A 12,380-nucleotide genomic window follows, 5' to 3' on the forward strand; every position below is an offset into this window, starting at 1 on the left:
GTAACATTTGTGAGTACGTTAACTCAAAAAAAGGGGTTTGGTGCTACAGTATGGGATTATTTAACGACGGTTGACCATAAAAAGATAGCGATCCTATACTTAATTGCCGGAGGATTTTTCTTTGTTGTCGGCGGACTAGAAGCACTATTTATCCGCATACAGTTATGGGCCCCGGATCAAGGATTTTTTGTTGGTGAACTATACAACCAAATATTGACGATGCACGGAACAACTATGATATTCTTAGCTGCGATGCCGCTCGTTTTTGCGATGATGAACGCAGTAATGCCAATCCAAATTGGTGCTCGTGACGTAGCATTTCCATTTTTAAATGCACTAGGATTTTGGCTGTTTTTCTTTGGTGGAATCTTTTTAAACCTTAGTTGGTTTTTAGGTGGCGCACCTGATGCGGGTTGGACTTCATATGCTTCACTAGCATTAGAATCCTCCACACATGGAATTGATTTTTATACCATCGGATTACAAATTTCTGGATTTGGTACGTTAATTGGTGGTATTAACTTTCTTGTAACGATTATTACTATGCGTGCTCCTGGAATGACATATATGCGTATGCCGTTGTTTACATGGTCAACATTTGTCACTTCAGCACTTATTTTGTTTGCGTTTCCACCATTAACAGTTGGATTCTTCTTAATGATATTTGATCGTTTGTTCGGTGCAAATTTCTTCGATCCAGCTATGGGTGGTAATACAATTATTTGGGAGCATTTATTCTGGATTTTTGGACACCCAGAAGTTTATATTCTCGTATTGCCGGCATTCGGTATTTTTTCAGAGATTTTTGCAACGTTTTCGAAGAAAAGACTATTTGGTTATTCATCAATGGTTTTTGCAACAGTATTAATTGGCTTTTTAGGCTTTATGGTTTGGGCTCACCATATGTTTACAGTTGGTTTAGGGCCAATTGCCAATGCAATATTCTCTGTAGCTACGATGGCAATTGCTGTACCAACAGGTATTAAAATCTTTAACTGGTTATTTACGATGTGGGGAGGAAGTATTCGCTTCACCACTCCGATGCTTTATGCAGTAGCATTTATACCATCATTTGTAATGGGTGGAGTAACAGGTATTATGCTTGCTGGTGCTGCGGCCGATTATCAATATCATGATAGTTATTTCGTCGTTGCACATTTCCATTACGTTATTGTCGGTGGTGTAGTTCTTGCATTATTTGGAGGGGCACATTATTGGTGGCCAAAAATGTTTGGTACAATGTTAAATGAGACACTAGGAAAAATCACTTTTTGGCTATTTTTAATTGGGTTCCACTTGACTTTCTTTATTCAACATTTCTTAGGGTTAATGGGAATGCCTCGCCGAGTTTACACATTCGCAGAAGGCAAAGGATTTGAAACCGGAAATCTAATCAGTAGTATAGGTGCTATATTCATGGCAGTAGCAACTGTCATATTGTTAGTGAATGTCATTATTACGAGTATCAAAAATGAAAAAGTTGGCAATGACCCTTGGGGTACTGGGCGAACTTTAGAGTGGGCTATAGCTTCACCTCCACCGTTCTATAACTTTAAACAAACGCCATTAGTACGTGGATTAGATGCATTTTGGATTGAAAAGATGGAAGGTAAGAAAGAAATGACACCAGCTGAACCACTAGGTGATATTCATATGCCTAATTCATCTATTTTACCATTCGTTATGTCATTAGGATTATTTATTTCAGGTATCGGCATCTTATTTATCAATGATTATAGTTGGGGATTATTCGTTGGAATTTTAGGTGGTTTAATTACATTTGGTGCGATGTTCCTACGCTCTGTAATTGACGATCATGGATTCCACATTCATAAAGAAGAATTAGTTGAAGATGATAATAAGGGGGTAAAGGCATAATGCATGTTGAAGAAAAATTAACAGCTGAAACATTTCCTGCTTCACCGGAAAAAGCTACCCTCGAAGGAAAAAATAAATTTTTAGGATTTTGGTTTTTCTTAGGAGCTGAAACAGTTACATTCTCTACATTGTTCGCTACTTATTTAGCTTTAAAAAATAGTACGAATGGTGGACCTACGTCAGAAGAATTATTTCAATTACCAATTGCTTTTGTCGCTACGATGCTGCTATTGACAAGTAGTTTAACGAGTGTGTACGCTATGTACCACATGAAGAATTTTGATTTCAAAAAGATGCAACTTTGGCTAGGGATTACATTGTTCCTTGGTGCAGCGTTCCTTGGCTTAGAAATTTATGAGTTTATGGAATATGTGCATGAAGGTCATACGTTTACGAGTAGTGCATTTGGTTCTGCTTTCTATTTTCTAGTTGGGACGCATGGAGCTCACGTTGTTTTTGGTTTAGTATGGATATTAACGTTAATGATTCGTAATGCCAAACGTGGTTTAGACTTGTATAATGCACCTAAATTTTATGTTGCGAGCCTTTATTGGCACTTTATTGATGTAGTATGGGTGTTTATTTTTACTGTAGTATACTTAATGGGAGTGGTGGGATAAATTTATGACGACAAATCATTCAAATTCCAGTAACCCGAGAGTCGATATAGCTTATCGGAGGAAAAAAAGTGCTGAAGAGATGAAGCATCATGTCATATCATTTGTATTAATGATATTGTTAACGATTGCTGCTTTTATAGCTGTTGGCTATGAGTTTTCACGTTGGTTTACAGTTCCGTTCATTATATTACTAGCAGTAATACAAGTTATTTTTCAATTGTATTATTTTATGCACATGAATCATAAAGGTCATGAAGCACCTGCTTTATTTCTTTACTCTGGGTTATTAGTTGGATTAATTACTGTTTTAGCTTTCATGACAATTGTTTGGTGGTAAATAAGAAAATCGGCATTTTGCCGATTTTCTTATTGCCTTAAAATCTAGAAAAACTTGCGAACAATAAGAGGTGAAGAATATATGGATTTATCGGTATTTGGATTTCGAGCATTGTGGAGCCCCTACTTCTTCATTTGGATTTTTATACTAGTTACATGTTATTTTTTATTAATGGGTCCGTTGCGAAAGAAATTTTCGGCAAGTAGCCCAGCTTCTAAAAAGCAAATAAGTTATTTTGTAACAGCAATGGTTTTATTGTATGTTATAAAAGGTTCACCAGTAGATCTATTAGGACATCTAATGTTAAGTGTTCATATGGTTCAAATGGCAACATTATATTTAATTATTCCACCATTACTAATTTTGGCATTCCCGAATTGGTTTTACAGATGGTTATTAAATGTCCGATATGTCAAGCCGGTCTTTTCGTTATTCTCGAAACCGCTTATTGCGCTTATTTTGTTTAACGGTGCTTTTTCCTTTTATCATATACCAGTTATTTTTGATATAGTGAAGACAAATAGCTTATTACATGCCGCTGTTACAATTGGGATATTCATTGCTGCAATGTTGATGTGGTGGCCATTAATGAATACACTTGAAGAAAATCAATCCTTATCGGGAATTAAAAAGATCGGTTACATTTTTGCTGATGGGATATTGTTAACACCTGCCTGTGCACTTATCATATTTGCTCAGGAACCGCTATATACAACTTATAGCGACCCAACCGCTTGGGTAAACGCATTAAAATTATGTGTTCCCGCTGATATGTTATCTTCCATACAGCTAACTGGACCTGAGTTGTTTAATACTCTTCCATTACTAGAAGATCAGCAGCTAGGTGGGGTATTAATGAAAATTATCCAAGAAATTGTCTACGGAGCGATTTTAGCTCATATATTCTTCCAATGGGCTAAAAAAGACCGTGAGCAAGAGGAAAAAGAGCTTGAAAAATATATGACACCTCAAACGATAAAATAGGGGAATACTAAGTGGGTCTTATTCTACACCATTCATTCTGTATGTAGATTAGACCCGTTATTTTTTAATATTCGACTAGTATATCCATTGATTATGTAAAACATTTTTACTAAAATAGTTATGTATTTACATAAAAATTAATACATAGAGAGGGAGACATATGGAACAAACAATAAAAATTCTACCTACGATTAGTACAAGCTTTATTGTTCTAAGTGCGATTTTTGTAGCAATTGGTTGGTATCTCATAAAACAACGTAAGATTGAAGCGCATAAAAAAGTTATGATATGGGCTGCTATATTTGCATTAACTTTCTTCATTATTTACTTATCTAGAACAATATTTATAGGTAACACGAGTTTTGGTGGGCCAGAGGATATTAAAATTTACTATACATTGTTTTTAATATTCCATATTATTCTTGCTACTACTGGCGGTGTTTTTGGTTTAATTACATTATACTTAGGATTTAATAATCGTATTGCAAAGCATAAGAAGATCGGACCAGTTACAAGTATTATATGGTTTTTTACAGCTATTACAGGTGTAGCAGTGTATGTCCTTCTTTACGTGTTATATCCAGGTGGAGATACCACCTCAGTCATAAGAGCAATTCTAGGTTATTAGGATGGCCTACAGCTGAAAGTCTTTAAGTATTTTGTTGTCATGATTATTACTTAGTTTAAAATGGCTAGAAGTGTTTTAGATAATGGTTTATGGTAGGGAAGATCCCTCATCAAATCCTAGTTGGGATGATTGAGAAATCACAAGCAAATTACGTAACAATGATCGTAAAAAAAAAATGGAGCACCCGTCTATATGACGATGCTCCATTTTTCATCTCGTTAAACCTTAATTTACAACCTATAGTTTAAAATTTAGCTTAATTATGCCTGCTTCTCGTGCTGAATTAAAAGCTATTAAGAGTAGCGGTCCTAAAATGAACCCTAAAATCCCTAATAGCTTTAAGCCTAAATACATTGCAATGAGTGTTGATAGTGGTGATAAGCCAATATGGCTACCCATTACTTTAGGTTCAACAGTACGACGAATAATTAGAAGTGAAATTGCTAAAATAGCTAATTTAGTTCCTAATACAACGTCCCCAGCAAACAAATGGAATAGCGCCCATGGTCCTAAAATAACGATTGATCCAATAATTGGAATGAAATCTATCGCCCAAATAATTAGGGCCATCATTAATGCAATATTAGGAGTAATAAATAATAATCCTACAAGTGATACTAAAAATATAATAATGCTTACAAGAAACTGAGCTTTAAAAAAACCAAAAATAACATAGGATAGCCTAGATGTCATAAAATTAACTTTATCTGCTGTTTTCTCGGTTAAATGTGCATTTACTCTACCCCGTAAACGTGGGAGATCTAATAGAAAAAGAAAAAGTGCAATTAAGTATACGATAAGACTAACTAAAAAGTTCGGAATATTGGTAAAAATATTTTTAACATTATCAATAGTTAATGATGAAGTTACATCATCCTTGAGATTAGAAAAAAATGATTCAACTTCAATAGTTACTACGTCTACAAACTCCTGCGGTAAATCCTGTGCAGTGTTGTATAAATTCTTTTCAAACTTTTCCCAAGCACGACTAATTTCATTTATATAAGTTGGAGCATTTTCCACAATTTTTATCACTTCTGTTACAACCTTTGTCGTAACAAAGTATCCACTAACTCCAATAAAGACTAAAAATAAAGTAAAAACAAAAAATACAGATAAATTACGTGAAATGTTTGCTTTATTTTGTAATAACTTAATAATCGGTTCTAATATTAGTGCTGTGACAAGCGCTATTATTAATGGAATAGATACTGGTAATATTAAGTATCCGATTATAAATACTGTGATGAGAATCAAGGCAATCACTAAATTACGTCTAACCTGTTTATTTAACAAGATATAACTCCTTTCTTATTGTTATCTTTTCAATTGTTTTTGCTCTGCTGCATATTTAAGTAATTTTAAAAAGCTGAATGAGTTTCTATACGATTGCACTGTTTAATAGGCTTACAAAACCAAGTGAATAGCTGTTTATATAGAGATAATCAAAATATAGTCAGACTTTGTTTACATATAAAATTATATTATGAAAAGTATTACTTCAACAACATATTTTATATACATATACTAAAAGAAAAGGGAATTTGAAAGGAGTAATAATGTATGATCACTCAATTTATGTCAAAAGGCTCCCTTAGCATTGCTGAAAACGTGTTTGCTGTGATTACCTCGATTTGTATCAATGATATTGAAGAAATCGATGGAACTGTTTATGATGTAAAAGAACAACTATATCTTTTTTTAAACAATGGACAACGACAAAAGGGAATTTTAATCAAAAATGAAAAAAATGACATTATCATTGATATTCATGTATGTGTGAAATATGGTGTAAATATATCTGAAGTATGTAAAAAGTTACAAGCATTAGTGGTTACTGAGATTGAAGCATTGACAGGAATTAGACCAACAGCTATTAACGTGATGGTTGATGAAATTCAAGTTAAAAACGCATGAAAAATTCATGCGTTTTTAACTTGCTAAATTCTTTTGACAGCTAATTTGGTAGTGGGTTTATTGAAGAGCATCAATTTCCTTCATAACATTATTTAATAAGTTATCACACTGTTCAATTAAGGATTTTGGAAATTTTTCACCTTCACCGTATTCAACACCATGAGGATAATAATGCTTTCCAAGTAGTGGTGTTAACAGTTGTATCATTGCATGACGACTACCAACGTCACCCTCGACTGCATAGCCTTGTACTCTTAAATAATATACTTCATTTTTAAACTCAAATTTACGGTCATATGTAACTCGTTCATAATCCCATTGACCTGCTAAAACAAGTCCGTTTTCCTTCATAACATCATTTAACCGTGATAACTCCACTGATTTTTCTTGAATTCCAACTGCTTCAAGTTTCATTATGTATTTCCCTCCATTATCTTTGAAAAAGATAAGTTTACTCTTGTTAATAATAGTACGAAATTGATCAAGTTGCAATGCGAAGTTATTACATTAACGTATTTAACATGTTTTGAATTAGTGTTATAAAAAAGCATTATCAAATACTTTGTAGCTATTGTTCCTAAATAGGGGGAGAAACATGTGAAGACTCAACAACCATCGTTTTAATGAAGAAAATAAACAACGTACTCTAGTTTGCTGTGTTGTTTATTGCTCTGTACGAAAAAGCAACAATTAATGGGAAATCAATCTTTAAAATATGATGATTGTTACTTCTTGATTAGAAGAATAAATTTATTATCAAAATCACAAAATTAAACAAAGTACATAAAAAAATTTAGATACAAGAGATTTTTTTACTGTATTGGTAAAACTATTTTAGAAAGGAGGAACTAATGTGAAAAAAGCATGAATTTCTATGATTACCTGTATGGTTTTGCTCGTTACATGTATGCCTAGAGCTGCTGATGGAAGAACGGTGATGTACAAAGTACAACCAGGTGATTCCTTATGGGAAATTGCAGTATTATACAACATAAAACTGTCAGTATTAATAAAGGAAAACCCACAGTTTCCGAATCCAAACATTATATTTCCTGGGCAAGTTGTTTATATCCCAACAAACGATGTCAAGACCAATATAGAAGATAGAATAATTCAATTAACTAACGCTGAGCGCTCGATAAACGGTTTACAGCCATTAAAAGTAGATCCAACTCTCAGTAGCATCGCTAGAACTAAGTCGGCAGACATGCGAGATAAAAATTACTTTTCTCATATATCGCCAACATATGGTTCGACGTTTAATATGTTGAGAGCTTATGGTGTTCATTTTCACACAGGAGCAGAAAATATTGCTGTAGGACATAGCTCAGCTGAAGAAGTTGTGAATTTTTGGATGAATAATTCAGGACATAGAGCTAATGTTCTCAACCATGAAATGACACATATAGGAGTTGGTTATACGACTGGCGGTAGTTATGGCCATTATTGGACACAAATTTTAGTACAAAAATAACCAATTTTTAAACTTTCTTACCATTTTCTAGTAGGATATATACGATTTTTACGTTCTATGTATTAGCTGTTTTTTTAATATCCATATAGAAGGAGCGAATTAACAATGAATTATGTAGGCGATGTGATGTCAACGTCAGTCGAATGCTGTACGCCATTAGATAATGTATATGAAGCTGCAGTTAAGATGAAGGAAAATGATGTAGGAGCCATTCCTGTAGTGAATAAAGATGAACTAATTGGTATGATTACAGATAGAGATTTAGTTATTAGAGGATATGCAGAGAAACGCTCTGGTTCAAATTCAGTCATTAATGTAATGACTGAACAATTGATCACGTGTAATCCTAAGACAACAGTAGAAGAGGCAGCGAATCTCATGGCAGAACACCAAATTAGGCGTTTACCAGTTGTAGAGCATGGTAATATGGTGGGGATTGTATCATTAGGGGATTTAGCAATTAATAACATGTCAGATGAAAGTGCAGGACATGCGCTAACTGAGATTTCGGAAACGGACGAACTACACCATTAACAAAGGCACTGTTAATCAGTGTCTTTGTTAATGGCTGTTTTCACGTTGATTGTTGGGGTTCGTTCTAAGATATGAGCACGCATACATTTAGCGTTCGTTGCACCTTTTCTACATTTGTAATTATTGAATTCTCATTAAACCCATCATACTGTCAATTTTCAGTGAAAATAGCAAAAAAGTTACGTCAATAGCCTTGTTAATAGAGTGAATTTTATTCTCTGTTATTATTGCTTTAAATGTTGCTTTTCGTTATAAGAGCTAAACATGATTAATATTAACGTTCGTGGCATCTTTTCCTTTCTATATATAACATTTATATTATACACATCAGGAAGCAAATGTAAGTGAAATAAAAGCCAAACGTTTGTGAATAGAGCTTTCATAGAACATTCTTTGCATACTAAGAGGTAAATACGATGATAAATTTTTCATGTTCGTATATTTCTTAGCTATAGACTGTAACAATCGTATAAAACTTAAAGTATTGATCGAATTTAGTAATAATACAACATAGTGCAGAAAACTCTCATTTGATAAATAGTCCTATGAAAATTTATTGGTCTATATAGAAAAAAAAACAATATACTTTACTAGAATTATAGAAACTGAAAGGAGGTAGATCTATGAAAAGAAAAATAGGGTTTGCAATATTTACTAGTTATCTAATTATTGGGATCATCACTTTTACGAATGATTCACGTTCAAATGAAATCAGTGAACAAGAAGAAATCATTCATGTTAATCAACAGTTGAATAGTACCGTTGAAGTTGAAAAACGTGAAATTACGTTGAATGGATTAGACTCTTTTATAGGGAAACCTAGCGAAGTTATTGAAAGAGAATTTGGGAAACCAATTAGAGTTGATAAGTCCATTTATGATTACGATTGGTGGATTTATAATCAACATCCATCACAATATATTCAAGTTGGCGTTGAAAACAATATAGTTACAACGATATATGCAATTGGAGAGGAATTAAATACAGAACCATTTATCATTGGACAACCTATCGATGAGATCACAAACACATTTTCTTTGGAGCCATCAGTATCATTCATAGCTAATAACAATAACTATCGATTTGAACTAACAGAACAAGACTTAGAAATTCGGCCGTTAGTTAAAGTTAACGATGTTTATATCCAATTGTATTTTGATAGATATTCAAATAAATTATCGAGTATTAGATACATGGATGCAAATACGTTAATAAAACAAAGGCCATATGAACTAGTATATAGAGGAGATTTATTATCTTCTGAGGAGCTATCGAAAGAGGAATTAGCTTTAGTTGAACAAGGCGTCGCAAAACAAATATTGGACCTTACAAATACAATTAGAAATCAGTATAATTTACCTTCCGTACAGTGGAACGAAGAAGCTGCCATCGTTGCATATAAACATAGTAAAGAAATGTATGAAGAAAATTATTTTTCTCACACTTCTCCATTAAGTGGGGGACTACCAGAACGTTTACAAGAAGGAAATGTTTATTACTTTTCTGCTGGAGAAAATATAGCTGCAAAGTATATTGATGGGATAGCAGTTATGGTTGGCTGGCTGAATAGCAAAAGTCACAGAGAGACGTTATTAAATGAGAATTTTACAGATTTAGGAGTTGGAGTGTACAAAAAATATTATACACAAAATTTTATTGAATCCTGGGAATAGAGAAAGACTTATGATTTACGGGAAAATGGGCGAACAACGGATTAGGTAAACTGATACATTATATTAGGTACTAGTGTATATGAGGTGAATGAGATGGAAAAACGAGCCCACCCTGATGTTAAGAAGTTTAAAGAATTTGTTAAACAACATCCTAAACTCATCAGTGAAGTACGACAAGGTGAGAAGACATGGCAAGAATTTTTTGAAGACTGGTATTTATTTGGTGATGATGATGAAATGTGGGATGAATATAAAGGACGCAATAGTAACGACAGTAGTGAAGACAATAATGAAACTAAGCCAGAGATTTTAGGAACTTTTTTATCTTCCTTAAAAAATATGGACTTAAATCAAGTTGAGCAACATTTAAATACATTTGGAGAGGCGATCACTACCCTTCAAAGTGTTTTACAACAATTTCAGCCAGAGCTGAAGCAACAGCAGGTAACGAGCGACCTTACTCCTTTTTCGTTTCGAAAAGATTAAAAAAGTGAGTTGGAAAAACTATGAGACCTACAATTTATGAATATATACAGTCAAACAAAGAGCTACAGCATTTTATACGAGTTCAACCGATTTGGTACCGCAAACTCTCGAGGAATCCTGAATCGATAAAAGTTTTTGAAAATGAAGCTAGATCGTATTATGGAAAGACTTTTCAACATAGGCTTGATTCATTTTCTAACTCTTTTCAAATGTTTTCTATGTTAGCTAATTTTTTTCAAACAGATCAAAGTAGCTAGTCTCTGTCTTAGTTTTTTTTTTTGCAAAAAAATGAATGAATTTCTCTAATCATAGCTAACAATAATGTTGTAAAGGAGTGATTACATGAAAATGTTCACAATATATTTATTGTTAGCTATGTCGATTATTCAAGCATGTGGAAATGAAAAACCTACTCCAGAAACGGATGTTACAGTATTAAGTGTACGTGATAACAACCTAGATAAGGTTGCGATTCAGGCCACTACACAACAAACTACGTCTAAGATATCTATCACACACCTTGTGAAAGGACAAGATGTGTACGTTGAGTGTTATGTACCTAATTTTGTTTTCCAAAAGGAAAAAAAGGCAAATAAAAATGGTGAAGGACATATTGAGGTCTTTGTCAATAATAAGAAAGTGGAAACAATTTCTACAGCAGCATTTGTTATTAAAGGTTTACCTAAAGGAACATACAATATAAAAATTGATCTTGTTCATAATGATTCTACTAGCTACCAACAAACAAAGGAATTTCAAGTTACGATCAAATAATTATATTGTTTGTAAAAGGCTCTTTTTAAAAGCTTTGTTGTTAATTATACAAAATGATCATAGACTTCATTGCATTGTCATTGGTTTATAAAGGATAGGTTGCCATTAAGCTATAGTATTATAAATGTGTATGTTCCTTAGTACGAAAAATATCAATCAAAAACAGCCTCGTAAAAAATAAAAGGAAAGATACACGTGTTATGAGAATATGTTATGATAATGAATGGAGGTGTGATCATGCTTGCAACTTTAGAAACAGTCGAAATTATTGATGGGGCTGAAGAATTATCAAAGATGATTCTTGATTCAGAGGTTTTTGAAAACTATAATATTTGTTTAAATAAATTGAAGAAGAACGAGGTTGCTCAATCGTTAATCGATAAATTTGTTAATATAAAAGAACAGTACGAAGATGTTCAACGTTTTGGAAAATATCATCCTGATTACAAAAAAATCTCTCGAGAAGTAAGAGAGATAAAACGTGAGGTAGATTTAAACGAAATCATTTCTGAGTTTAAAAAAGCTGAGAACTCCATTCAAGTGTTATTGGATGAAATTAGCATTATTATTGGAAAGACCGTCTCTGATTCAATTAAAGTTCCTACAGGTAATCCATACTTTGATGCTGCTTCTAGCTGTGGAGGTGGTTGTGGTGTAGGTGGGAGCTGCGGTTGTCACTAGATCAATAATCAAGCGGGGGAGTATTGTAATGTTTTCCAAAAGACAAGGGATTATAGTATGGCTTTTTTCATTAAAACAAGCAAAATTATTAAGAAAGTATGGGAACGTACATTATGTATCAAAACGTTTAAAGTATGTAGTCCTATATTGTGATATGTCTGAAGTAGACCATATGTGCAATAAATTAAATGGTCTTTCATTTGTTAAAAAGGTCGAGGTATCTCATAAGCCGTTTTTGAAGATAGAATTTGAAAATTCTAAACCTGATGAAGCTAAAGAATATGACTATAAATTAGGACTATAGCCCCTCCCAACATGGAAGGGGTTATCTATATTTTATGAGTAACAAAGAGTGTGATTATGATAAAATAATCATACTCTAGTTGTTGTTATG

At 33.2% G+C, this 12,380-nt stretch carries 16 protein-coding genes; 14 read left to right on the forward strand and 2 right to left on the reverse strand.

From position 1 onward, the window contains the following. Positions 1–9 precede the first annotated feature (9 nt). The 5 genes from ctaD to SLH52_RS07105 all read left to right on the forward strand — a co-directional run bounded on the left by ctaD (position 10) and on the right by SLH52_RS07105 (position 4,447). Complete coding sequence (ctaD, locus tag SLH52_RS07085) at positions 10–1,878, forward strand: cytochrome c oxidase subunit I (RefSeq protein ID WP_214483208.1); 1,869 nt, start codon at positions 10–12, stop codon at positions 1,876–1,878. Beyond that, entirely contained in the window at positions 1,878–2,498 is a 621-nt protein-coding gene (locus SLH52_RS07090) for a cytochrome (ubi)quinol oxidase subunit III (protein WP_320208573.1), read from the forward strand. Before ctaD ends, SLH52_RS07090 begins: the two co-directional genes overlap by 1 nt. A gap of 4 nt (positions 2,499–2,502) precedes the next feature. Beyond that, on the forward strand, positions 2,503–2,835 hold the full coding sequence (gene ctaF, locus SLH52_RS07095; protein ID WP_320208574.1) for a cytochrome c oxidase subunit IVB: 333 nt from the start codon (positions 2,503–2,505) through the stop codon (positions 2,833–2,835). Positions 2,836–2,916: 81 nt separating this feature from the next. After that, on the forward strand, positions 2,917–3,819 hold the full coding sequence (gene ctaG, locus SLH52_RS07100) for a cytochrome c oxidase assembly factor CtaG (RefSeq protein WP_320208575.1): 903 nt from the start codon (positions 2,917–2,919) through the stop codon (positions 3,817–3,819). A 160-nt stretch (positions 3,820–3,979) separates the two neighbouring features. Then, entirely contained in the window at positions 3,980–4,447 is a 468-nt protein-coding gene (locus SLH52_RS07105; RefSeq protein WP_320208576.1) for a DUF420 domain-containing protein, read from the forward strand. Between the two features lie 237 nt (positions 4,448–4,684). Here the strand turns inward: SLH52_RS07105 and ytvI are convergent, their stop codons facing one another. Beyond that, positions 4,685–5,743: a sporulation integral membrane protein YtvI gene (ytvI, locus tag SLH52_RS07110; RefSeq protein ID WP_320208577.1), complete on the reverse strand. Its 1,059-nt coding sequence runs from the start codon at positions 5,741–5,743 to the stop codon at positions 4,685–4,687. Positions 5,744–6,010: 267 nt separating this feature from the next. Here ytvI and SLH52_RS07115 point away from each other — a divergent pair, with 267 nt between their 5' ends. After that, the gene (locus tag SLH52_RS07115) at positions 6,011–6,364 is read left to right on the forward strand and encodes an Asp23/Gls24 family envelope stress response protein (RefSeq protein ID WP_320208578.1); all 354 of its coding nucleotides are present in this window, start codon (positions 6,011–6,013) and stop codon (positions 6,362–6,364) included. Between the two features lie 57 nt (positions 6,365–6,421). Here SLH52_RS07115 and SLH52_RS07120 read toward each other — a convergent pair whose 3' ends face one another. Next, positions 6,422–6,778 (reverse strand): YugN family protein, encoded by a 357-nt coding sequence (locus tag SLH52_RS07120; RefSeq protein WP_320208579.1) that lies wholly within the window; start codon positions 6,776–6,778, stop codon positions 6,422–6,424. A 460-nt stretch (positions 6,779–7,238) separates the two neighbouring features. On the opposite strand from SLH52_RS07120, the gene SLH52_RS07125 reads away from it, so the two are divergent. From SLH52_RS07125 to SLH52_RS07160, 8 genes are all read left to right on the forward strand, one after another. Next, positions 7,239–7,838: a CAP domain-containing protein gene (locus tag SLH52_RS07125; RefSeq protein ID WP_320208580.1), complete on the forward strand. Its 600-nt coding sequence runs from the start codon at positions 7,239–7,241 to the stop codon at positions 7,836–7,838. A 105-nt stretch (positions 7,839–7,943) separates the two neighbouring features. Beyond that, positions 7,944–8,372 (forward strand): CBS domain-containing protein, encoded by a 429-nt coding sequence (locus SLH52_RS07130; protein WP_320208581.1) that lies wholly within the window; start codon positions 7,944–7,946, stop codon positions 8,370–8,372. A gap of 623 nt (positions 8,373–8,995) precedes the next feature. After that, positions 8,996–10,045 carry a CAP domain-containing protein gene (locus SLH52_RS07135; protein ID WP_320208582.1) on the forward strand — a complete coding sequence of 350 codons (1,050 nt, stop codon included), beginning with the start codon at positions 8,996–8,998 and terminating at the stop codon, positions 10,043–10,045. 93 nt (positions 10,046–10,138) lie between these two features. Further along, positions 10,139–10,531, forward strand: coding sequence for a YlbD family protein (locus SLH52_RS07140; RefSeq protein WP_320208583.1), 393 nt, complete (start codon positions 10,139–10,141; stop codon positions 10,529–10,531). Between the two features lie 20 nt (positions 10,532–10,551). Continuing rightward, on the forward strand, positions 10,552–10,788 hold the full coding sequence (locus SLH52_RS07145; protein WP_320208584.1) for a YlbE-like family protein: 237 nt from the start codon (positions 10,552–10,554) through the stop codon (positions 10,786–10,788). Between the two features lie 85 nt (positions 10,789–10,873). Continuing rightward, positions 10,874–11,305: a hypothetical protein gene (locus tag SLH52_RS07150; RefSeq protein WP_320208585.1), complete on the forward strand. Its 432-nt coding sequence runs from the start codon at positions 10,874–10,876 to the stop codon at positions 11,303–11,305. A gap of 237 nt (positions 11,306–11,542) precedes the next feature. After that, positions 11,543–11,986 carry a YlbF family regulator gene (locus tag SLH52_RS07155; RefSeq protein ID WP_320208586.1) on the forward strand — a complete coding sequence of 148 codons (444 nt, stop codon included), beginning with the start codon at positions 11,543–11,545 and terminating at the stop codon, positions 11,984–11,986. Positions 11,987–12,014: 28 nt separating this feature from the next. Continuing rightward, positions 12,015–12,290, forward strand: a complete 276-nt coding sequence (locus SLH52_RS07160; protein WP_214483221.1) for a YlbG family protein — start codon at positions 12,015–12,017, stop codon at positions 12,288–12,290. Positions 12,291–12,380 lie beyond the last annotated feature (90 nt).

The sequence above is a fragment of the Cytobacillus sp. IB215665 genome, from assembly GCF_033963835.1.
Taxonomy (GTDB): domain Bacteria; phylum Bacillota; class Bacilli; order Bacillales; family SM2101; genus Nanhaiella.